Genomic DNA, 21,024 nt, shown 5'->3' with positions numbered 1-21,024 from the left:
TCAGCTTGCCTTCCTCCGCAACGGCGTGACCTGTGCGAGCGTCGCACCGCGTTCCGTGTGCGCCCGTTGTACGTCCAGGAGGTCCCAGGCCTGGTCGCCGGTGACAGAGACGCCGCGTGCTCCGGCGCGGCGGGTTCTGCCTTTCACGAGCATGTAGTGCGTCTGGAACACCCCGGAGCCGATCTGTTCCTGGGCGTCGTGGAAGAACACGATGTTGGAGACGGGGCCGGTTCCGTCGTCGAGCGAGACGAACACCACCCGCTTGCCGCCACGCATCGGCGGCGTGTTCGTTGCACGTCTGACTCCGGCGATAATAACCTCGGTCCCGCCGGGTAGCTCGCTGAGCTTCGTTGTGGGGGTCACGCCGAGGTCGAGGAACAGAGGGTAGAAGCTTTCCATCTGATGCCGGTTGATGGCCAACCGCAGTTCTTTGAGTTCCAGGTCCGTCTGAGTGCGACCGTGCAACTCGAGCGAAGTGACACCGGCGCGCGGGTCGACGGGCAGGTCGAAATCGAATGCGAGCTGGTCGGGGTTGATTCGGTTCGCGGTCGTTCGTACTGAACTGAGGTGAGCGAGGAGCTCGTGTCGACGGGCCGGTTCGTAGTTGATGAAACCGTCCAGCGCGCCGACGCGGACGAGAGAGTCGAGGGTGGCTCGGCGAGGGCGAACACGATCGCGGAAGTCCTGCAGGGAGGAGAACGGCTGGTGCGCGGCAATGCGTGCGCGCTCCGCCGCGGAGGAGCCGACGAGATCTTCGAGAGACATCCGCACCCCGTAGCAGGTCCCGGAGCCGGTCGGTTCGACGATGTATTCGAGGGTCGAGAGCTGAACGTCGATGGGGAGCAGAGGCACGCCGAGATGGCGGGCTTCGGCGACGATGAGGTCCTTCGGCCACATGCCAGGGTCGTGGGTGAGCAGGCCCGCCATGAACTCCGCCGGGTGGTGACGTTTCAGCCACGCGGACTGGTAGGTCGGGAGGGCGAACGCGGCGCCGTGCGCTTTCGCGAACCCGAAGGAACCGAACCCCTTGAGGACCTGCCAGGCCCGGTCGATGACCGCTGTGGTGAAGCCGCGCTGCTCGGCGCGAGCGCGGACGAAACTGGCGATACCGGGCAGGCGCGCCCGGTCAGCGAGCTGGCGGCGGAGGACATCCGCGTGGCCGAGGCCGCAGCCGGTCAGCTCATCGAAGAGTCGCATGACCTGCTCGTGGAAGACGACGACTCCGCGCGTTTCGCGCAGGAACGGTCGGAACCGGCTGTCGATGTAGTCGGGCATGACCTCGCCGTGCCGGGCGCGGAGGTACTGGAGCGGCATGTTGTTCTGCATCGGCCCGGGCCGGAAGAGGGAGATCTCGACGGTGAGGTCGTTGAACTCGGTCGGTTGGAGCTTTCCTACGAGCTCCATCTGTCCGGGGGATTCGAGTTGGAAGACGCCGAGGGTGCGGGTGGAGCGGAGGAGCTCGAACGTCGGCTCGTCATCGAGGGCGAGGTTGTCGATGTCGATGCGGGTGCCGGTGAGCCGCTCGTGCTCGGTGACGGCGTGGGCCATCGCCGACTGCATGCGCACGCCGAGGATGTCGAGCTTGATCAGGCCCATCGGGTCCATCGCGTGTTTGTCGAACTGCGACATCGGCAGGCCGATGCCGGCGAGTTCCACTGGGGTGCGGTCTAGTAGCGAGGTGTCGGAGAGGATGACGCCGCACGGGTGTACGGACACATGTCGGGGGAGCCTGTCCAGGCGCTCGGAGAGGTCGACGAGCAGGTCCAGCTGCTCGGACTCCTTAACCGCTTCGGCGAGGTCGGAGAGCTCGGGTTTCGCGGCGAGTGCCTCACGGAACTCGCGTGCGTTGAACCGCCAGAGCTGCTTCGCGATCGAGTCGATCGCGTCGTCGTCGAGACCGAGCGCGAGGCCTGCGTCCCGGACGGCGCCGCGTGACCGGTAGGCGCTCGTCATCGACATGAGGGTGGTGCGGTCGCTGCCGAACTGTTTGAAGACTTCACGGTAGATGTCGTGCCGTCGGGCGGATTCGACGTCGAGGTCGATGTCGGGCAGGTTCGTCCGCTCGGGGGAGAGGAACCGTTCGAAGATGAGCCCGTTCGAGATGGGTTCGACGGAGGAGGTGTGCAGCGCGTAGTTGAGGACGGATCCAACTCCTGAGCCTCGAGCTTGGATGCGTACTCCCATGCCGCGGATGATTCCGGCGACCCGGGCGACGGTGAGGAAGTAGCTCGGCATTCCGAGCTTCTCGACGGTCTTCATCTCGTGCTCGAGCTGGCGGTGCGCGTCGTCGAGCGCGGGCATGCCGGGCCGGGCGTAGTAGTGGTCGACACCGGCGCGCGCTCTGTTCCAGAGCGCTGTCATAGGGTCACCGTCGATACCGATGATGGAGGCCTCGGGCATCCGCGGGATCCCCCAGCCGATGTCGCTGACGGGGTCGAGGGCGCACTGTTCCGCGAGCCGCTCCGTCGCCGCGAGGAGCAACGCGACCGCGTCCTGCCGGTGGGAGCCGGCGCCGACGACCATGCGGGCGACTTGGCGCATCAAGCGGGCTGGTTTCAGCCATGCTTGGCCGGTGGGTTGCAGGTCGCCGGTCTCCCAGAGCGTTGCCAGGGGCTTCAGCGATCGGGCGGCGTCGGCTAAGTCCGCGGTTGCTGCTTCCTCGGGTGCGCCGTACCGGGCGGCGTTCGTGAGAACCGCTGGGAGTCGCGTTTCTTCGGCGAGCGAGAGCATTTTCGTCGCGGACGTCACGGAGCCGGGCTTGCTCGGCTCGGCGAGATGGCAGACGACCTCGAGGGTGAGTACGCCTGCGGGGAGGGCCTGCCGCCAGCAGCGCAGCGCGGTGCGGGCGTCGTCTAGAGCGCGCCGGTCGATCGCCCGTCCCACGTCGGTGGTCGGTCCGATGATCACGGTCAGTCGGGGCTCCTCGCCGAGGACCGCGGCGAGGTCGCTGCGGGCGAGCGCGATCGTCTTCGTCGGGCCGACCCCGTGGTGGGCGAGGGACACAGCTCGGCACAGTTGCGCGTATCCGCGGCCGCCGTTTTGCCCGTGGGCGAGGAGGACGACTCGGCCGAGTTGTTCGCCGTGCTCGCCTGTCATCGCGACGTCGACGCCGAGGCCTGGGGAGATGCCTGCGGTGATGCACGCGCCGATGTGGGCTGGTGCGCCGTAGAGCCCGTCACGGTCGGTGAGGGCGAGGAACCCCGCGCCGTCGTCGACGGCCGCGGCCACGAGTGACGGTGCGGGAGTGACTCCGTAGTGGAAGGAGTGGGCGGATGCCGTGTGCAGGTGCGGGAACCCTGTCACCGCCAGGCCGCCGTGAGGTACCAGGTGCCGTCGGCGTCGCGGCGGAGGTCGTACCGGGTGAGTTCGTCGTTGTCGCGGGCAGCGTCGACGAGCCAAAACTCGGTGTCGATGCAGTTGGGCGAGGATGTTCCGTCCCACCACACGGAGCGGGTGTAGTGCGCTTGAGGCTGGCCGATGATGTCGTACTCGAACCGTTCGAGAACGAAGGCGGCCGGTTCGCCGTCGTCGGTGAGTGTGACTTCAATGGGGCTGTCGAACGTATCCACGATCGGTCTCGCCTTCTGCACTCAAGCTCGAACATGTGTTCGATTCTGTACGGTAACTCAGACCACCCACATTCGCCATTCCCTCCCATGGCTACGGCGCTGCGAATCGGTACCGCGGGCGTGGCGGGCCCGAGCTCGGACGTCGGAGGTACTCGCCCGCGGCTCTGGATACCTTTGGTGCCGACACGGCAGGATGACGCCATGCCGATCGTCGACGTCACCTTCGACATGCGCAGCGACACGCCTGTCGCTCGCGCCCCGGAGGTCTTCAGTCCGACCCTGCGGCGGTAACGCCAGGCTCGGTGAAGCAAGCCGCTACCGAGCGGGGTGGTGTTCAAATTGAACCCTGAGGGATCGAGCGCATACCTCGTGCAGGAGTGCGAGCTCGGCCGGTTCCGATTGGCGTGCGACACCATCGCGTCGTCCCATCGTCGGTGTCTGCCAGCGCTCCATGAAGCGATGGGGCGTCGGCAAACGATGCTTTCCATGCGCTCGGCTAAGCCATCGGCGGGTCGCTCGTCTTCCCAGGGAACAGGGTGGGCTCCGCGCAGACCATCATCCAGGTGCGCGGCATGAGCCGTGCTAGTGAGGATCGCATCGACCTGACGCTCGAGTGCATCCGACTGCACTACGCACGGAAGCTGAGTCCCTCGCTGCCGTGCTTGACCGGTAGGCGCCGCTCCTGTACCCGGTCACGCGCTCGGTGCCAGGTCCCCGATTGATCACAGCTGCGTTTCGACGCGCTTGGTCCGGAATCGAAGAATCTGACGGGTAGCTGATTGCAGCCGGTCCGGCGTTGGCTCGTCGGTGTCATAGGGGTACTGCGGCGGGATGGTGAAGAATCGTGCGAGAGCGGCAAAGGCACCTGGGTTGCTAGCCCGAGCGTGGTCCCCCTGGACCATTAGAACCACTTCGTGCGGGACAGGTCCGCGCCCTGCGTCCGAACGGCAGCGTCGATCACTGACCACGCGGGTTGTCGACCGTCGTACTCATCAAGGAGCAGCCGCAATCGCTTGGATAGTTCTTCGCGCAAGATGGTGATGCGCGAGTCGCCGGCGGGGGAGCCAGTGTTCATGGGTGGCGCTCCTGCGGGGTCTACGAAGTGATCGGGCGGTCGGCGTTTCACCACAGAACGCCGGCGAAAGTCGATTCGGATTGAACCGGGGCGTGGGTGGTGAGCTGAGCGAGCCGGCCAGCGACCGCTTCGCAGAGGTCCTCGACGTCGATGCCGCCGGTGACCTCGTATGAGGTCACCGCAATGAGTACGTGTCCAATCTCGCGAAGGTACGTGTGCCGTCGACGGACGTCGCTCGTCCCTGCCAAGGTGTAAGTCCGGTTCTGGTTGTCGGCCGTCCTCTCCCAGTGGCCGGTGATTCCCTCCCCTAGAAGCGCTGGGGGAGTCGTGCGGTGATTGATGAGTCCGCCGAGAGCGTCCTCGACTGCTTCGTTCAGAGCCTCGGGCGCTAGTGGACTTTCCACGCCGGCGAACTCGAGCACCCTAAGCGCGACAATTTGAGATTTGGTCACCGTCACGCATACATTGTGAGTCGGTTGTAGTTGTTCAACCGAACCGGCTGGTCGCAGCTCTGGCCGGTGACCGAGGCTCAGGGAGATGCATGCACCGCTCACACACGGAACGCCTGATGGCACTGGCCGTCGCGTCGCCAGACGCATGGTCTGACACCTACTGTCAACTCGCCTTGTTCGATTTTCCTGCGGACATGCGCACGAGCCTGATGCTGAGCTACTACCGGAACTTCGCTGTTCCCTCGATCGCGCAGACCTTGGCGGACGCTGGCGGTATCGCGACCGATCCGATGAAACAGTCGGTCGACACGACGCTCATCCTGTTTGAACTCATCGAGGCCAGGCCTGAAGGCCCGCATGCAGACCACCTCATCGGCCTGCTGACCCGGGTGCATCGAGATGTCCCTGGGGGCAATGACGATTACCTCTACGTGCTCCTGAGCCTCCTCGTCGTCCCGATTCGCTGGGTTCAGCGGCACGACTGGCGCGCGCTCAGCGTCGCGGATGTCGAAGCCGCCACGGCCTTCCATCGTGAGCTGGGCCACCGCATGGGTCTTCGGGATCTCCCGGACAGCTACGAAGCCGCAGATGAGTTCTACGCGCCCTTCGAGCTGGCGCGGGTGCGACCGTCAGACGAGGGGCCCGCGCTCACGACCATGACGATCAGCGTCAACCAGTCGCGAATGCTGGGCCTGATTCAGCCCATAGCGCAACCGCTCATGTCCACGTGGAGTGATGACGGAGCTGTGACTGATTCGCTCGGTTTGCCTCGAGGCGGGCGGGCCCTCCGGCGCGTCAACGACGGCGTACTGCGGGTGCGGAACGCCATCACCCGGCGCAGGCGGTGCCCGATCACCTCCCCCTTCCGGCCGGGGCTCTCTGGATCCGCTCAGTACCCGGACGGATCTGAGGTCTCGGACCTCGGGCCGCGTGCGCGCTGATGGACCTGGCCACACGATTCCAGGACGCGTTGGAACCACTCGCCTCCTCAGAACGCGGACGCGAGTCGATCGGCAAGGCCGCCGAGTTTCTCCAACCGTTCGTCGAGCGCTGGGCGCGTGAAGCGATGTCGACGTACGTCGGTCGGCCAGGCATCGAGCTGGACGAATTCGTCTCCGAGATTCGGCTCGCGGTCATCGTGGTGCTGAAGCGTGTAGCCGATGGAGCTCAGCCGATCGAACTGAAATCGCAGAACTGGTACGCCTACCTTCGGCAGGTTGGGCGCAACGCCGCGCAGGGCTGGGTGGACTCGCCTGCCGCGACCGGTATCGCAGGGCAGGCAGGCCGGATGCGGCGGCGTACAGCGATCGCGAAGCACGCCTCCCAGCTCGCCCTCGAACTCGGCCGCCAACCGACGCCGAACGAGGTGCTCGCTCGCGTGAACGCTGCTGCGATGGCGAGCCGAACGGACGCGGCTAAGCAGGGCGCGCTGGTCACCCATGTCGACTTCGAGCCGGCATCGGTCGCGTATGCGACGGATGACCTCGCTCTCGCCGCGGCGGCGGACGAGGAATCTGCGCGCCTCGGCGACCCCGTGGGTAGCAGCGCGTGCGAGCGAGTGAGCCTTCAGTGGATGCTCCGCGAATGCGAGGAGCGAGGCCCCGAGGTCGGTGCGTTCGCGCGAGCCTGGATCGGTGGCGGACTTGCGAACCCGCCGATATTCACGTCGGCCGACGAGGCGCGCAAGGCGATCGGAGTATCCCGGCGGCGGGGAGCCGTCCTCGTCGACGAGGTGCGTGCTGTAGCGAAGACGCTCCTCAGGGAGGCCGTCTGAGGCGCGCTTGTCAGTCCTTTGTGGGATCCCAGAGTTGACGAATCGGCAGGGCAGCAGCCGGGTCGACCAAGATGAAGTTCGTGCTCGGGCCTTCGACGCGCGTGTGCTGTGGCCAGCCGTTGGCCCGCGCGATGAGGCTCGCGAGCTCCTTGGCATCCTCCGCGGCGCATTCGAGGGCGAACCCGTCGCTGAAGACGAGGGTGACGATGTCGAGGCTGGTGCCCACTGTCCGCGGGTCCAGGTGAGTGCCTGCCAGCTGCGTGCGGTTGATCTCGTCGAGGAGGTCGGCATCATCCTCGGGAGCGACACCCCTCGCGAGCGCATCGCGATACATGGACAGGTAGTGCGCCGATGGTAGGAGACGGTCGGTCATCGGCTTCCTTTCGTTCTGGCGGTATGGCCCGCCTTGGTACTGCACTAGCGTACAGTATTGCGTGAGGTTGAGTCGGGTTCTTCCCGCTTCGCTGGCTGAGGTGCAAGTCTGCCCGATACTGCGCAGCCCCCGCGTGTAACCCATTGAGGATGAGCGATCACATCTTGGCTGAGTCGTCCCTAACGAGTCGGAACATCACGCCCGCTCGCGGCGCATAGTTGAGAGCATGACCCCGATCTCTGCCTCGTCATGGCTCGGCCTCGCTGGCGACTGGCACGGCAACCTCACGCACGCGCTGACCGCGATCCGAGCATTCCATCAGCGCGGCATCGAGCACGTCCTCCAGCTCGGCGACTTCGGGTTCATCTGGTCCACCGAGCGACTGAACAGCGGGGACTTGCAGCTCGATGAGATGAACGCCCTGCTCGACTCGCTCGGGATGACGCTCTGGATCATCGACGGCAACCACGAGAACCACGCCCGCATCCGGGAACTGGCCGCCGATGACTCGGGCATCCGCTTCGCCCGCAGCCGCGTACGAATCCTTCCACGAGGCTGGCGCGCGACGTTCCCGACCGGCCGGGTCATCGCCGCGCTCGGCGGAGCCAACAGCATCGACCGGTACGCCCGCAAGCCAGGGATCGGATGGTGGTCTGATGAGCAGATCAAGGAGGACGACCTCGCCGCACTCGGAACCGACCCCGTCGACGTGCTCCTCAGCCACGACGCCCCCAACGACATTCCCTACCTGCGACTCATCCTCCGCGGTAACGAGAAGCGCTGGGACCCGCGCGGCCTCGCCTACGCGAACGCCGGCCAGGCCCAGTTCCAGCGCGGATTCCTGCAGGTGAAGCCGAACCTCACCGTCGGCGGGCACTACCACCTGTTCGTCAACCAGACGATCGAACGGGACGGGTTCACCAGCCGGCACGTCATCCTCGACCTCGACGACAGCACGGCAGTCAGTCAGGCGGTCCTGGACACCGACACGCTCGAGCTGTTGTTCTTCCGCCTCGACGGCGCACCCGTCCGCCACACGCAGCTGCGCTGACCATGACGGCACTCAGAACATCCCTACGCGAAGGTTCGCATCTACTGGACCGTACCCGCTTCGGTGGACTCGGGGGTGGACTGCCGGGGTTCCCGAGCTGTCCATCTCCTAGCACCGCGCCCGCCTCGTCTGGCGTCTGCGCTCGAACGCGTATCTGTTGCACCTCGGCGCCATCACCCGCAACGAGTGCTGGATCCTCAACATGGACGCGCTCGATGAAGACGACGTCGCCATCCACATTTCGCCGGCGGTTAAGGCGGGGCGCCGATCACGGTCCTCGCCGAGCGCGCGCTGAATCGGAACCCCTCCGAGGACCTGCGGATCCTCTGATGGACTCCGCGCGTGAGCCGGCCGCCCTTCGCCCACATGCGGGTCCGTTCTACGGAACTGAGCTGAACCTCCCGCTGACCGAGGCGGAGGAGAACGTGACGGACGCGATCTGACCGCGCATAGCTGAAGCACCCCGGCCAGGATGGGAGCACGATGCCCCACGCCGTTGAACACATCGTCCGGACTCACCAGGTCGCCGAAGCGCTCCGCGCCGCAGGCAAGCCGGCGTGGCGGGAGACCGTTCGAGTCGATCTGACCGACGAGACGCTGACCGTCACGCAGACGGCGGCGATGCTCGCCTCGGCGATCCGCACGTCTGCGTGGTTCACTGCATCCCGCCAGCAGAACGGTCCACAGCAGCCGACTCACCGGCTCTCAGACCACAGAGCGCCGGGCGACGGCTCCGGCGACTTACCGCCGGAAAAGCTGAGGCCAGTCCTCCGTGTGACGTGCACCGTGGCACTCGCAGGTCACCTGCCACAGCTTCGGGTTCGACAGCCTGGGGTCCGGCGTCGCCATCGCCGGCTTCCCGCCTTCTCGACACGTTCCGTGCATGTGCGTTCTCCTCCTCGCTACCGAGCCGCAGGTAGACCTCGCTGTCGCGATTCGGGCCCCGCATCTCGGAGCGCGGCAAACCTAGGTCCTCGCCCCGACTCTCGCCACCCACCCACTGCAGGAGGCCCCGTGCTCGGCCCCATCGATCGCCACGTCCTCAGCCGCGCCTCCGGCCTGCCCTGGTGGACCCGCCTCCACGAGGCCGGTCGACTCCTCCGCCGCACACTGCGACTCCTCCGCCGCTCCTCCGCCGCACACTGAGGGAGCGCCACCGATGAACGCAGGACAGCTCGCCCTCCTCCTCGCCCTCGCCGGCACCGCAGTCCTCGCCTTCACCGCAGGCCGCGCCTGGCAGTACCACCGAGGGGGAGCGACACCCACCCGCCACCTCGTCGTCACCTACCAAGGCACGCCCGAGCTCGAGGTCGTCGTGCGCCCCCCGAGAGGCCCAACCGACCAGGCAGGCCACCCCCGCCCCCTGGCGGCCTCCTCGCCCGACCTGCGGCCCCACCGACACCGACCCCGGCCGACCTTGAAGGGACGGGGGGATCACATCGCCAGCCACCCCCCACCGGTAGCCCTCCCCGCCCTGGGGTCTCCTTTCCCCCCCGGAGCTCGGTGGGGGTCGCGCCCGGGTGCGCATACGACAGAAGTTGCGAGATATCCACCGCCGGCCGTGGTCGACCAGCGCGGCCCGGTTCGTCTTGCAAAGCGCACCGGGAGTGAGTATCGACGCAGGAGGTCAGAGGTCCCGGCTACCGTGACCGCATGGACGCAGCGAATCTGGTGGTTCAGCTAGGGATTCTCGGAGTGACCGCCGGCGCCGGCGCGATCGCGTGGTGGCAGGCGATCGTCGCTTCCCGCGCGAAGGCAGACGCGCAGGCGTCCGAACAGCGAACCGCTGATGCTGAGCGACGCGCCGTTGTCGCGGCCGAGCGAGCAGCAGAGGCCGCCTCCGCCAGCGTGGAGCAGCACGCGCGAGCTGCTCAAGCAGCCGAGCAAGCGCTGCCGCCGGTCTGGAGCCAGCTGGTACGGATCGACAAGACCGTCTACCGAGTGCGCAACGACTCGAGTCGCGTCATCGTGGTGACTGCGTTCGAGCCGCAACCGACCGAGCTCGCCGCAACGCTGGCGCGGGTGCGGTTTCCTCTCCCTGCCCGGGTCGAGTATGGGGATGCGTTGGACGTGCTGATCCTCGGCCGGATGAGCCCTGGAATCGAGTCCATCCGCATGGTGTGGCAATTCGAGGACGAGTCAATGGAGCAGGTCACGGTGAGACGCGTGCTCGCCTAGCGCGGGTGGCCGTCAGCCGAGCAGCTCCTTGACGTTGGCGCCGATCTCGAGAGCTTGGGCGCCGAAGCGGACGAACCCCGCTGTCCACGGCTGCACCTTCCGAACTGCACTTCGCAGGCGATCCGTAACGTCATCGCCCTGGCCCCCGCTCTCGATCACGGAGTAGAGCATTCCGACCAGCTCGTTGAGCTTGCGGACGAGGTCGACGGTGGAGCCCTGCGCGGACGCGTCCAGCAGTTCGCGCGCCTGCAGCAGGAGAGCGCGCACGTAGTCTTCAGCCGCTCCAGGAAGCCGAAGACCGCCGTTGTTGAGCAAGGTCTCGATGTCCTCGATGCCGCCATGGATGCCCGCGGCGTTCTCGTCATCGAGCGGGATCACGGGAAGGGCGAAGGCGGCGCCGTCGAGGGTGTCCGCGAGGCCGTAGAGCGCGTTGACGGCGTGCTTCGGCAAGATCTCTCTACTGCGGTTGGCCGAAACGTCCCAGACATCGGCGGGCGCGAACACACCGATGTACCAGTAGATCAGCGGCTCCTCGTAGTGGTCCGTCCGGCGTCCCCGCTCGCGCATCCTGGTGATCGCAGCATCGACCTCGAGCAGCAGCTCGACCGCGTGCGCTTGACGACGCCAGAATGCCGCGTTGACCGGCGGCCCACCCCGCCGACCTTCGACTGTCTCCGTTGGGTTCAGCGCCCTCCAGCTCTCGAGGAGGTCGGCGAGCTCGCGGGCGGGATTCGTCGTCATGGCACGAACCTAGCCGCTGCGATCATCTCCAGCTGCGCGAAGGAACGTCGCCACCAGTCGATCGGCGGCCGTGTCAGAGGCCGGCCGTAACCTCCTCACGATGTCGCACCACTGGACGCCCATGAGCATGGTCTGACTGTCCGTTGTCCCGGGCGAGTGGTGGGTGGGCGACAGGAGCGAGCACCTCGGCTGGATCCGTCTCGTGCAGTATCAGGGCCTTCCGACCTACTTCTGCGGCACGCGGAACGGGTGGGTTGTCGGCGGTGGTGACTCTCTGCCAGACGCTGCGCGCGCGTTCATCCAGTGGCGGACCGAGCAGCACGCAGCGCGCCAGTAGGGGATCGTCTTTCGCCGTTTCATCAGCGCCCGTGCCGGCGGCGGCAGGATTCCGGCTTGATGAACGGTGAGAGCTACTACGCCCTCGTGGCCGCGTCCATCTCATCAGCGCCTTCTTCCGGCGAGAAGGGAGGCGAGTTCGAGCGCGTACTGCGGGCTTGTCCTAGCGGCGCGGCAGCGCCGCTACCATCGGCGATGTGTCCGACACCATCACCGTTGCGATCATCACCGGAGCCATAGGCCTCCTCGGAACTGCCGGTACTCTCAGCGCCACGCTCCTCTGCCGCAGCTCCGAGCGGCCGACGCGCCTGCCAGTTCTTCGTCCACCTGATCTTCGCGGGGCGGGACCTGAAAGCCGAACACTGGGACGCGTTCGAGCGCCCGTAGCCCGTCCAGCTGAGGGCGAGGCCGCGCATAAGGGCGTCATGACCGAACTCCTCCGCGATCAGACCCTCGTTCAGGTGAACTCCGGATCGAACAACAACAAGTTCTACCGGGTCACTCTCGCCGTCGATGGCACGCTCACGAAGCGGTGGGGCCGCGTCGGCGCCGTCGGTCAGACGAAGGTCGAGCAGGGCAACGAGTATGCCTTCGAGTCCGCCATCCGCGCGAAGCTCGGCCGGGGCTATAGCGCCGTCGAAGCCGTCGCCGACACCACCCCCGCCGCGCGGTCGAATGTTGGCTTGGCCTCCGCAGCCCGTCAGGGACTCGTCGCGGACGCCGCCGCGCGCGACACGGTCCTCGACGCGCTCATCGACCGGCTCGTCGCCGTGAACGCCCACTCGATCGTCGAGCAGTCCGGCGGTCTCATCACCGTGGACACATCCGGTGTTGTGAAAACCGCGCTCGGCATTGTGTCCATCCGCTCGCTCGCAGAGGCCGTGGTGCTGCTGGATGAAATGGAACCGCTCGCCGCGACCGCTCGAGGCCCGCTCCTGGACCGGTACCTCCGCCTCGTGCCGCAGAAGGTCCCCGCCCGCGCCGGCTGGGCCGAGCGCTTCTTTGACGGCGACCGAGCCTTCCAGAAGCAGCGCGACTTCCTCGACCAGCTCCGTGAGTCCGTCGACTGGGCCGCCCGAGCCCGCCGCGTCCAGGGTTCGGACGACGCAAGCTCCGAGCCGCAGGCCGACATCTTCCGCATGAAGATCGCCGCCCTCGCGCCCACGGACCGGGACTTCAAGCGAGTGGCCAAGCTGTTCGAAGCGACGAAGAACCGTCAGCACGCAGCATCCGCTCGCAAAGTCGTCCGCGTCTATAAGATCACCGACCGCGCCGACGCCGCGAAGGCATACCGTGCCGCGCGGACGAAGCTCGGCAACGAACGCGAGCTCTGGCACGGCACACGCGCCATGAATGTCCTCTCCGTGCTCGCCAAGGGCTACTACGTCCCGCCGACCAGCGGCACCACCGTTGTCACCAACGGTCGGATGTTCGGCGACGGCGTCTACTTCTCCGAGCAGTCCTCCAAGAGCCTCGGCTACGTCGATGGGGAGATGTACGCCCGCGGTGCTGGCCGAGGCGCCAGCAAGTTCCTTCTGCTCAACGGCGTCGTCATGGGTGCCTCCTACCGCCCGCGCATCGGCTGGGACGTAGGGGAGCACCGTACGGCCCGGAACGGTTCGTACGACTCCACCGACGTTGCCGGTGGCAGCGCAGGTGTGCGCAACCATGAGGCGATCGTCTGGAACACGGAACAGATCCAGCCGCGGTTCCTCGTCGAAGTCGAATGAGCCACCCCTGATCCGTGCCGCGCATAGAGCGGGCATGACTCCCCTCGAACACCACACCGGCGACCTCTTCACCACCACCGCACCAGCGATCGCGCACGGTGTGAACACCGTCGGCGTCATTGGCGCCGGCAGCGCCGCGCAGTTCGCCCGCAGGCACCCCGCGATGAAGGACGCGTACGCCCCCGCCTGTCAGAACGACGCGCTCAACCCCGGTCACGTCTTCGCCTGGAAAGTCGCGGGGGTGAACAGCAAGCATGACGTCATCTACATCCTCGCCTCCCAGGACCTCCCCGGTGCGCACGCCCGTCTGGACTGGCTCGAATCCTCGCTCGACCATGCCGTCAGTCATGCGGAAACTGCCGGCATCGACCGTGTCGCCCTACCCAGAAGCGGCAGGGGCATCGGCGGCCTCGACCAGGACGAAGCGGAGCAGGTCATGGCCCGTGTAGCCGCGACGAGCTCGACCGTCACCCTCGAGGTGTGGACGCTAGCGTGACGGTCAGCGCCAGCCACCTCGCGAACAGTTTCCTCCGCCGCGCGTTCGCAGACGATGTCCCCACGACGCCGATGACGCTGCAGCGCCTGCTCTACGTCAGCGCCAGCGAGTACGGCAAACGCACCGGCGACGAGCTGCTCGGCGAAGCGTTCCTCGCTTGGCTGTACGGGCCGGTGCAACGCGGCGTCTACGACCAGTTCCGCGGGTACCGCAGCCAGCCCATTCGCACATACGCGAAAGATGCTCGCGGCACGGCATTCGCCGTTCACGAGCGGTCCCACCCGGTCCTGCGTACCGTGCTGACCGATGTGTGGTCGGCCGCAAAGATGCTCCCCGACGGGATGCTCGCCTGCGCACTCCGAGCGCCGGACTCTGCCTGGTCAACGACACCGCAAGGCACCCGAATCCCGGCCGCCGCCGTTCACGGGGATCTCAGCTACAGGCAACTGCTGAACCTCTGAACCTCGTCGGCGCTCGCCGCGCATAGAGGTGGCGAACCCCGATCGGGCTCGCCCCTCCACACGAAACCGGACCTCGCGCATGCCTTCACCTTTCACCCTCGCCCGCCGAGCCGTCAGCGCCCTCACCGCACTCAACGGCGTCGACGGTGCCGCGACCGACACCGAGCGCACCGCCATGCTCGCCTGGCCCGGCTGGGGCCCGCTCGCACCCGCGTTCGACCATCGGGACGACACCGCATGGGCCGCCATCCGGGAACAGCTCGACGAGATCGTGGACGCGCGAGCGTTCGCCGTCGCCGCGGACGTCGTCGACACGAGCTTCTACACCAGCCCCGCCGTCGTTGACGCGATTTTCGACCTACTCCGCGCGACCGGGTTCACCGGCGGGCGGGTCCTCGAACCCGGCTGCGGAAGCGGCAATTTCATGTCCCGCACCCCGAGAGACCTCACCATCGACTGGACCGGTGTCGAACTCGACCCGACCGCCGCCGCGTTCGCCCGCACTCTCAACCCCGACGCGACGATCTACGGGGCGCCGCTACAGAAGGTGAGCCTGCGCTCCGGCAGCTTCCACGCCGTCGTCGGCAACGTCCCCTTCGCCCGTGGGCACGTCTACGACTCCGTCCACGGCAGCGCGTCGTCCCTGCACGAGTACTTCTTTCTCCGCGCGCTCGACGCCGTGATGCCCGGCGGGTACGTCATCGCCGTCGCATCCCGGCACCTCATCGACGGCGAGCACGGTCTCGACAGCATCGGCGCCGTCGCCGACCTCGTCGCCGCGGTCCGGCTGCCCTCCGACACTTTCGACGGGACGTCCGTCGTCGCCGACATTGTCATCCTCCGCAAGCTCTCCCGGGAGGGGAAGCGCACCCAGAGCTGGACGCAGCCGACTCACGAGGTGCCCGTCAACTCGTGGTCACACCGCGGGTTGCCTCGCACCGCTGCGCTCCCGCACACGATCGTGACCGGCGCGCACACGACCACGATCAGTGGGAGGTGGACCGCGCACCTCGACTGCATCGCAGGCACCCCCGAGGCGACCGGGTTCTACGCCGCGCCGGTCGCCGTCCGCACCAGCAACCCCGCCCGAAGCATCACCCGCGCCGTTGCCGCCGCCTGCGCGTTCATTGTTCCCACCGACTACACCGCCGACGCGGGCTCCCAGCCCATCGACGTCGTCCTCACCGACGAGGCCGGTCGGAAGGAGGGGTCGTTCCACCTCGTCGACGGGAAGGTCCACCAGATCGTCGCCGGCGTCCTCACCGCCACCGCCCGGGCGAGCGCCGAACTCATCTCGCTCATCCCGCTCCGAGACGCCGCCCTGGAACTCATCGCCCTGGAATCGAACCCCGACCACGCCGACCACACCATCGACCCGGTGAGGGAGGCGGCGCTCGCCCTCTACCGCGCCCACACGAAGAAGTTCGGCCCGCTGAACGCCGGCACGATGATCACCGGGAAGCCCGACCCTGAGACGGGCGAGGCGACGCTCACTTGGCGACGCCCGACGATGGGAGGGTTCCGGAAGGACCCCGACTACGTTGCCGTGCTCGCGCTCGAGAACTTCGACCAGGACACCGGCGCCGCCGAACCCGCCGCGATTCTCCTGCACCGCATCGGCCGCAGGCCCCCCGACCGACCGTCGCCATCGACGTAGACGAAGCGCTGGCCATCACCCTCTCAGAAGGGCGCGGCGTCCACCTGGACCGTGTCCGCGAACTCCTGGGCCTCCGCGACGACAGCGCGGCGCTCGACGCTCTCGGCGACCGGGTCTACCGCGACCCCGCCCGGCGCGGCGACGTCGTCAGCCGCCGCGACTACCTCTCCGGCAACGTCCGCGCGAAGCTCGACCAGGCGCGCGCCGCTGCCGCCCGGGACGAGTCATACGCCAGGAACGTCGCCGAGCTTGAAGCGGTGCAGCCGACCGAACTCGGCCCGTACGACATCCGTCCGCAGCTCGGCGCGTCCTGGGTCACCCCGGGGGACGTCGCCGACTTCGCCGCCGACGTCATCGGATCCCGCGTCAGCGTCGAATACACCCCGGGCGTCTCCTACTGGGAGGTCAGCGAAGGCTATGGCGGCAGCGCCGAGAAGCGCATGCGTTACGCCACTCCGGACTTTACCGGGTACCAGATTCTCGCCCACGCTCTCAACGGCAAGGCCCCCGTCGTCTACGACACGTTCTACGACCCGGAACGCCGGGCCGACGTCCGCGTGAAGAACCCCACACGCACCCTCGCTGCGGAGGAGAAGCTCCGGGAGTTGCAGGAGCGTTTCACCACCTGGCTGTGGGAGGACCGGGACCGCACCGAGCGGGCCTGCGCTGAGTACAACCGTCGGTTCAACTCGCACGTCCTCCGCCGCAACGACGGCTCGCACCTCACCTTCCCCGGCATGGACCCCTCCATCGAACTCTGGGCTCACCAGAAGGACGCCGTCGACCGGTGCATCTCCTCCGAGCGGACGATGATCGCCCACCCCGTGGGAGCCGGCAAGACCAAGTCCATGATCGCCACAGCGATGACGCTCCGGCAGGTGGGCCTCGCCCGGAAGGCGCTCATCGCGGTTCCCGGCCACCTCCTCGAGCAGATCGCCCGCGAGGCGCAGCAGGCGTACCCGACCGGGAAGTTCCTGCTCGCCACGAAGGACGACCTCGCCGGCCCCGCCCGTCGCCTGTTCGCCGCACGCTGCGCGACCGGCGACTGGGACGCGGTCATCATGAGCCACCAGGCGTTCACCAGTATCCCCGTCGACCCCGAAACCGAGGAACGGTGGCTGCAGACGGAGAAGGCCGAACTGCGCGCACACCTCATCTCCGACGAGGGCGGCCGCCGCGGCGCGAAGCAGATCGCGTCCGCCGTTCGCAAGCTCGACTCCCGCATCTCCACGCTTCGAGACAAGGTGGCCGACCCGAACCAGGTCACCTTCAACCAGCTCGGCATCGACTACCTCATGGTCGACGAGTGTCATTACATGCGACGGCTCCCCATCGCGACGAGAGCAGACGGCTTCAGTCTCGGCTCGTCGAAGCGTGCGACCGACCTGCTCGTCAAGATCGACACCCTCGCCGACCGTTACCCGGGCAAGCCCATCGTCGCTCTGTTCACCGGCACCCCCTGGTCGAACACGCTCGCCGAGACGTACGTGTGGCAGCGAATGCTGCAGCCGGACCGGCTCGCCGAAGCGGCCGTCGCCCATTTCGATGCGTGGGCGGCCACGTTCGTCCGATACGACACGACCGTCGAAGTCGCACCGGACGGGTCGGGCTTCCGACTGCACCGCCGGCCGGCCACCATCCAGAACGTGCCCGAGCTCCGCCTGATGCTCGGTGAGGTCGCGGACCTGCTCAGCCCGGAATCGATCGCGCTTTCCCGCCCGGACGCGGTCTGGGAAGATGTCGTCTCCGTTGGCGGCGAAGCGCAGCTGAACTACGTCGCTTCGCTCGCCGTTCGTGCTGACGCGATTCGCAACCCGGAAGCGGCCCGCGGTGGGCGCTCCCGCGACAATGACAACATGCTCGTGGTCTGTAACGACGGCCGCCGCGTCGCCCTCGACCCCCGCCTCGTCGGAGTGCCCGAGGACTCACCGAAACTTGAAGAGGCCGCGCAGCGCATCGCCCGCAACTTTCACGACGGTCGGACCACCACCTTCGGGCTGAGCGCCACCCCGGGCACCTTCCAGCTGGTGCTCTGCGACGTCGGCACACCCCGCGCCGACGACGGCCAGACGTACGGACGTCTTCGCCGTCGCCTGATCGAACTCGGTGTGGCCTCCGCCTCCATCCGCTTCATCCACGACGCGAAAACCGACCAGGCTCGCGCCCGCCTCTTCGCCCAGTGCCGCGAAGGCGACGTCGCCGTGCTCATCGGCTCCACCGACAAGGTCGGCGTCGGAGTGAACGCGCAGACGCGCCTCTCTCATCTGCATCATCTCGATGCCCCGTGGCGCCCGAGCGACATCATTCAGCGTGAGGGGCGCGCTCTCCGGCCCGGCAACCTCAACAAGGAGGTGACCATCTACCGGTACATCACGGAGGGCACCTTCGATGCTTACATGTGGCAGACCCTCGAGCGCAAGATGCGCTTCATCGCCCAGATGTACGGCTCCGACGGCACCCTCCGCGAGATCGACGACGTCAACGAGACCGTCCTCAACTACGGGCAGTTGAAAGCCCTCGCGGCTGGCAACCCGCAGCTGCTGCGCTCCGCCGAACTCGCCGCCGACGTCCGCCGCCTCCGCGTCATGCGGTCCGTGTGGGGCCAGGGCATCCGTTCCCTCCGTGCTGAAGCGAAGGACGCCCGCGCCAGCGCCGCCGCCGAGCGGAAGCAGGCGCACCTCACCGAAGCCGCTTACCTGATCGCCGTCGACGCGCCCGAACCAGTCCAGCACGACTACCTCCGGGATCTCGAACACATCGCCGGCCACGTCCGTGACGGCGACTACGCCCGCACCGTCACGTGGCGCGGCCTCCGGCTCCGCACCGGCGGGTACGGAGCCAAGCGCGCGGTAGGCATCGAACTCGACTACCGCGAGGTGGAGACGTTCCCGCTCGGCGCGGCAGTTCAGCGCCTTAGCCCGGCGACCCTGGCGAAGCACCTCGATACGTGGCTCACCCGCTGGTTCGAGAGCGCCGCCGAGCGGCCCGGTCAGCTGCGAGCCAGCGCCTACCGCGCCGAGACGCGCGGGATCGAGTGCGAAACCCTCGCCGGCGCGGACACCTTCGAGCGCGAACCCGAACTACAGGCGGCTGAGAGCGAATTCGCCTTCGTCGAAGCGCAGATCCGTGCGATCGCGGAAGAGGCGGATGCCGCAGCGAAGCTCGCGGTTGCGGCATGAGCAGCGCCCGCTACGTCAGCCCACTCCGCTACACCGGCGGGAAGGCTCCCATGGCGTCGTGGCTCGGCGAGATGTTCGATCGGCAGCATTCAGGCCTCCCGATCGAACTGTGGATCGAACCGTTCGCAGGCGGAGCGGGCGCGGCGCTCACCTTGCTGAACCGCGGCGCCGTCGATGAGGTCCACCTCATCGACGCCAACGCCGGCATCGCCGCGTTCTGGCAAGCCGTCCTCGCTGACGGAGAGGACCTCGCCCGCCGCGTGCGCCTGACCGTCCCGACGCTCGACCTTCGGCACGAATGCCGTGCGCTGCTCACCGCACCGGACGACCACGATCTGTTCGAGCTCGGCTACGCGGCATTCCTCATCAACCGCTGCTCCCGTTCCGGCATCCTCAGCCCGGCAGTCGGGCCGATGGGCGGACATGCACAGATCGGCGAATGGACGATCGGCGCCCGGTTCAACTCCGCAGCTCTCGCCGAACGTATTCGGCGCGTGCACGCACTCCGCAACCGTGTCACCGTCTTCGTCGGCGACGGCATCAGCCACGTCGAGGATCTGAACGGCTCCGGAATCGAGGACGAGGTAGTCCTGTTCGTCGACCCTCCCTACCTGCGCGAGGGGAACCGGTTGTACGTGCGCGGGATGAACGGTTCAGCGCACCAGCGTTTCGCGGACGCGCTGCACGCCACTGCGGCCCGGTGGATGCTCACCTACGGCCGGTATCGACGCCGGCAAGACCGAATACCACTGCGTCGTCATCGACGGCAACGGAACCAAGCTGCTCTCGCAGCGATTCAAGAACCGAGAAGCGGCGATCCTGACCCTGATGGGTGACGTCGCATCCCTGACGGGAGGGACCGATGCCGCCTGGGCGACGGACCTCAACCACGGCGGGACAGGGCTGCTGCAGACGCTGCTCAGCTCGCACGCGCAGCCGCTGTTCGACATCTCGGGCCGCGTCGTGCATCACGCCTCGGGCGCCTACTGGAGTGAGGCGAAGACGGACGCGAAGGACGCGGTCATCATCGCCGACCAGGCCCGGACCCAGCGCGACGTGACGCTGATTCGGCAGGCCGACGAGGTCACCGCGGAGCTGCGCCTGCTCTCGGCGCGACGGGAGGACCTGGTCCACGACCGCGCCCGCGCCGTGAACCGACTGTGCGCCATCCTGGTTGACTACTTCCCGTCGCTCGAGGGTGCGTTCAACTACGCGACGACCAGGGGACCTCTGGTGCTGCTCGCCCGGTACGCGACGCCGTCCGCGATCAGGCGGATGGGGGAGGCGCGGCTGGGGTCGTGGTTAGGAGCAGGGCTGCTGGAAGTCCGCGGCCGTGGCCAAGACGGCGGTCGACGCTGCTCGCGAGTAGACATCGGTCGTCGTGGGGGAGGGGGGCAGCGGCTCGGCTGGTGAGCCGGTCCGCGCGTGATCTGCTCCGCATCCGCGACGAGGTCGCCGAGCTCGATGCGGAGATCGACGCCGTTCTGCAGGACAGCAGGTCCGCGAATCTGCTGGTGTCGATTCCGGTTTCGGGCGCCGGCTCGCCGCGGATTTCCTTGCCGCGACCGGCGCCGACCTCGCCGCGTTCGAGACGCCCGACCGACTGGCCAGCTTCGCCGGCCTCGCTCCCGTGCCGCGTGATTCCGGGAAGATCTCCGGCAACCACCACCGGCCGAGACGCTACGACCGGCGGCTCTTGAATGCCTGCTTCCAGTCGGCGTTCATCGCGTCGAGAATCTGCCCGGTCTCGCGCTCGTTCTACGAGCGGAAACGCCACGAGGGGAAGTCGCACAAGTAGGCCCTGATCGCTCTCGCCCGGCGCCGCATCAACGTCATCTGGGCGATCTTCCGCGATCAGACCACCTACAACCCCACCCCGACAGAGCCGGTCGATCTCATCCCCCGCTTCTGCAGAGCGGTCCAGGTTCGCGATCGAGGAGCAGACCCGCCAT

At 67.5% G+C, this 21,024-nt stretch carries 20 protein-coding genes and 1 pseudogene; 15 read left to right on the top strand and 6 right to left on the bottom strand.

What is annotated here, in order from left to right; translation table 11 throughout:
- Complete coding sequence (gene dnaE, locus B0H03_RS14535) at positions 1-3,303, bottom strand: DNA polymerase III subunit alpha (RefSeq protein ID WP_160487408.1); 3,303 nt, start codon at positions 3,301-3,303, stop codon at positions 1-3.
- Entirely contained in the window at positions 3,300-3,569 is a 270-nt protein-coding gene (locus B0H03_RS16730; protein ID WP_160487407.1) for a hypothetical protein, read from the bottom strand. Before B0H03_RS16730 ends, dnaE begins: the two co-directional genes overlap by 4 nt.
- A 503-nt stretch (positions 3,570-4,072) precedes the next feature.
- Here B0H03_RS16730 and B0H03_RS17560 point away from each other — a divergent pair.
- On the top strand, positions 4,073-4,291 hold the full coding sequence (locus B0H03_RS17560) for a DUF6994 family protein (RefSeq protein WP_419956918.1): 219 nt from the start codon (positions 4,073-4,075) through the stop codon (positions 4,289-4,291).
- Positions 4,292-4,470: 179 nt separating this feature from the next.
- Here the strand turns inward: B0H03_RS17560 and B0H03_RS16725 are convergent, their stop codons facing one another.
- Both B0H03_RS16725 and B0H03_RS14525 read right to left on the bottom strand, forming a co-directional pair.
- Positions 4,471-4,644, bottom strand: a complete 174-nt coding sequence (locus B0H03_RS16725; RefSeq protein ID WP_160487406.1) for a hypothetical protein — start codon at positions 4,642-4,644, stop codon at positions 4,471-4,473.
- 47 nt (positions 4,645-4,691) lie between these two features.
- The gene (locus tag B0H03_RS14525) at positions 4,692-5,102 is read right to left on the bottom strand and encodes a hypothetical protein (protein WP_127843876.1); all 411 of its coding nucleotides are present in this window, start codon (positions 5,100-5,102) and stop codon (positions 4,692-4,694) included.
- A gap of 188 nt (positions 5,103-5,290) precedes the next feature.
- Between B0H03_RS14525 and B0H03_RS14520 the strand changes: the two genes are divergently transcribed.
- Positions 5,291-6,037 carry an oxygenase MpaB family protein gene (locus B0H03_RS14520; RefSeq protein ID WP_160487405.1) on the top strand — a complete coding sequence of 249 codons (747 nt, stop codon included), beginning with the start codon at positions 5,291-5,293 and terminating at the stop codon, positions 6,035-6,037.
- Positions 6,037-6,870 carry a hypothetical protein gene (locus tag B0H03_RS14515; protein ID WP_104354116.1) on the top strand — a complete coding sequence of 278 codons (834 nt, stop codon included), beginning with the start codon at positions 6,037-6,039 and terminating at the stop codon, positions 6,868-6,870. Before B0H03_RS14520 ends, B0H03_RS14515 begins: the two co-directional genes overlap by 1 nt.
- Positions 6,871-6,880: 10 nt before the next feature.
- On the opposite strand, the gene B0H03_RS14510 is transcribed toward B0H03_RS14515, so the two are convergent.
- Positions 6,881-7,243 carry a hypothetical protein gene (locus B0H03_RS14510; protein ID WP_104354117.1) on the bottom strand — a complete coding sequence of 121 codons (363 nt, stop codon included), beginning with the start codon at positions 7,241-7,243 and terminating at the stop codon, positions 6,881-6,883.
- Positions 7,244-7,469: 226 nt separating this feature from the next.
- Here B0H03_RS14510 and B0H03_RS14505 point away from each other — a divergent pair, with 226 nt between their 5' ends.
- The 3 genes from B0H03_RS14505 (at position 7,470) to B0H03_RS14500 (ending at position 10,472) form a co-directional block, all read left to right on the top strand.
- Positions 7,470-8,294 (top strand): metallophosphoesterase family protein, encoded by an 825-nt coding sequence (locus B0H03_RS14505; RefSeq protein ID WP_104354118.1) that lies wholly within the window; start codon positions 7,470-7,472, stop codon positions 8,292-8,294.
- 1,014 nt (positions 8,295-9,308) lie between these two features.
- Positions 9,309-9,440 carry a hypothetical protein gene (locus B0H03_RS17295; RefSeq protein ID WP_272914920.1) on the top strand — a complete coding sequence of 44 codons (132 nt, stop codon included), beginning with the start codon at positions 9,309-9,311 and terminating at the stop codon, positions 9,438-9,440.
- Between the two features lie 507 nt (positions 9,441-9,947).
- Positions 9,948-10,472, top strand: a complete 525-nt coding sequence (locus tag B0H03_RS14500; RefSeq protein ID WP_104354119.1) for a hypothetical protein — start codon at positions 9,948-9,950, stop codon at positions 10,470-10,472.
- A 12-nt stretch (positions 10,473-10,484) separates the two neighbouring features.
- Here B0H03_RS14500 and B0H03_RS14495 read toward each other — a convergent pair whose 3' ends face one another.
- Positions 10,485-11,213, bottom strand: a complete 729-nt coding sequence (locus B0H03_RS14495; RefSeq protein ID WP_104354120.1) for a hypothetical protein — start codon at positions 11,211-11,213, stop codon at positions 10,485-10,487.
- Positions 11,214-11,376: 163 nt separating this feature from the next.
- Between B0H03_RS14495 and B0H03_RS16720 the strand changes: the two genes are divergently transcribed.
- From B0H03_RS16720 to B0H03_RS17145, 9 genes and pseudogenes are all read left to right on the top strand, one after another.
- The gene (locus B0H03_RS16720; RefSeq protein WP_160487404.1) at positions 11,377-11,550 is read left to right on the top strand and encodes a hypothetical protein; all 174 of its coding nucleotides are present in this window, start codon (positions 11,377-11,379) and stop codon (positions 11,548-11,550) included.
- Positions 11,551-11,974: 424 nt separating this feature from the next.
- Positions 11,975-13,279 carry a WGR domain-containing protein gene (locus B0H03_RS14485; protein ID WP_104354122.1) on the top strand — a complete coding sequence of 435 codons (1,305 nt, stop codon included), beginning with the start codon at positions 11,975-11,977 and terminating at the stop codon, positions 13,277-13,279.
- A gap of 34 nt (positions 13,280-13,313) precedes the next feature.
- Positions 13,314-13,775, top strand: coding sequence for a macro domain-containing protein (locus B0H03_RS14480; RefSeq protein WP_160487403.1), 462 nt, complete (start codon positions 13,314-13,316; stop codon positions 13,773-13,775).
- A complete protein-coding gene (locus B0H03_RS14475; protein ID WP_127843877.1) occupies positions 13,760-14,236 on the top strand; it encodes a Panacea domain-containing protein in 477 nt (158 codons plus the stop codon). The genes B0H03_RS14480 and B0H03_RS14475 overlap by 16 nt, the downstream gene beginning before the upstream one ends.
- 79 nt (positions 14,237-14,315) lie before the next feature.
- Entirely contained in the window at positions 14,316-15,893 is a 1,578-nt protein-coding gene (locus B0H03_RS17160) for a class I SAM-dependent methyltransferase (RefSeq protein ID WP_237399619.1), read from the top strand.
- Positions 15,894-16,333: 440 nt separating this feature from the next.
- Positions 16,334-19,072, top strand: a complete 2,739-nt coding sequence (locus tag B0H03_RS14470) for a helicase-related protein (RefSeq protein ID WP_337189982.1) — start codon at positions 16,334-16,336, stop codon at positions 19,070-19,072.
- Positions 19,069-19,908, top strand: coding sequence for a DNA adenine methylase (locus B0H03_RS17155; protein ID WP_104354126.1), 840 nt, complete (start codon positions 19,069-19,071; stop codon positions 19,906-19,908). Before B0H03_RS14470 ends, B0H03_RS17155 begins: the two co-directional genes overlap by 4 nt.
- Positions 19,796-20,485, top strand: coding sequence for an IS110 family transposase (locus tag B0H03_RS17150; RefSeq protein ID WP_337189981.1), 690 nt, complete (start codon positions 19,796-19,798; stop codon positions 20,483-20,485). The genes B0H03_RS17155 and B0H03_RS17150 overlap by 113 nt, the downstream gene beginning before the upstream one ends.
- Positions 20,486-20,657: 172 nt before the next feature.
- Positions 20,658-20,870 (top strand): annotated as a pseudogene (locus B0H03_RS17145) (transposase); the annotation flags it as partial.
- Positions 20,871-21,024 lie beyond the last annotated feature (154 nt).

It is taken from the genome of Rathayibacter iranicus NCPPB 2253 = VKM Ac-1602 (assembly GCF_003149025.1).
Classification (GTDB): domain Bacteria; phylum Actinomycetota; class Actinomycetes; order Actinomycetales; family Microbacteriaceae; genus Rathayibacter; species Rathayibacter iranicus.
This window is presented reverse-complemented; position numbering and strand designations above follow the sequence as displayed.

Excerpts from the sequence above, each read along its gene's own strand:
- B0H03_RS16725 (WP_160487406.1), bottom strand. The coding sequence starts at position 4,644 with ATGAACACTGGCTCCCCCGCCGGCGACTCGCGCATCACCATCTTGCGC.
- B0H03_RS14520 (WP_160487405.1), top strand. The coding sequence starts at position 5,291 with ATGCGCACGAGCCTGATGCTGAGCTACTACCGGAACTTCGCTGTTCCC.
- B0H03_RS14515 (WP_104354116.1), top strand. The coding sequence starts at position 6,037 with ATGGACCTGGCCACACGATTCCAGGACGCGTTGGAACCACTCGCCTCC.
- B0H03_RS14510 (WP_104354117.1), bottom strand. The coding sequence starts at position 7,243 with ATGACCGACCGTCTCCTACCATCGGCGCACTACCTGTCCATGTATCGC.
- B0H03_RS14505 (WP_104354118.1), top strand. The coding sequence starts at position 7,470 with ATGACCCCGATCTCTGCCTCGTCATGGCTCGGCCTCGCTGGCGACTGG.
- B0H03_RS14500 (WP_104354119.1), top strand. The coding sequence starts at position 9,948 with ATGGACGCAGCGAATCTGGTGGTTCAGCTAGGGATTCTCGGAGTGACC.
- B0H03_RS14495 (WP_104354120.1), bottom strand. The coding sequence starts at position 11,213 with ATGACGACGAATCCCGCCCGCGAGCTCGCCGACCTCCTCGAGAGCTGG.
- B0H03_RS14485 (WP_104354122.1), top strand. The coding sequence starts at position 11,975 with ATGACCGAACTCCTCCGCGATCAGACCCTCGTTCAGGTGAACTCCGGA.
- B0H03_RS14480 (WP_160487403.1), top strand. The coding sequence starts at position 13,314 with ATGACTCCCCTCGAACACCACACCGGCGACCTCTTCACCACCACCGCA.
- B0H03_RS17160 (WP_237399619.1), top strand. The coding sequence starts at position 14,316 with ATGCCTTCACCTTTCACCCTCGCCCGCCGAGCCGTCAGCGCCCTCACC.
- B0H03_RS14470 (WP_337189982.1), top strand. The coding sequence starts at position 16,334 with ATGCGTTACGCCACTCCGGACTTTACCGGGTACCAGATTCTCGCCCAC.
- B0H03_RS17155 (WP_104354126.1), top strand. The coding sequence starts at position 19,069 with ATGAGCAGCGCCCGCTACGTCAGCCCACTCCGCTACACCGGCGGGAAG.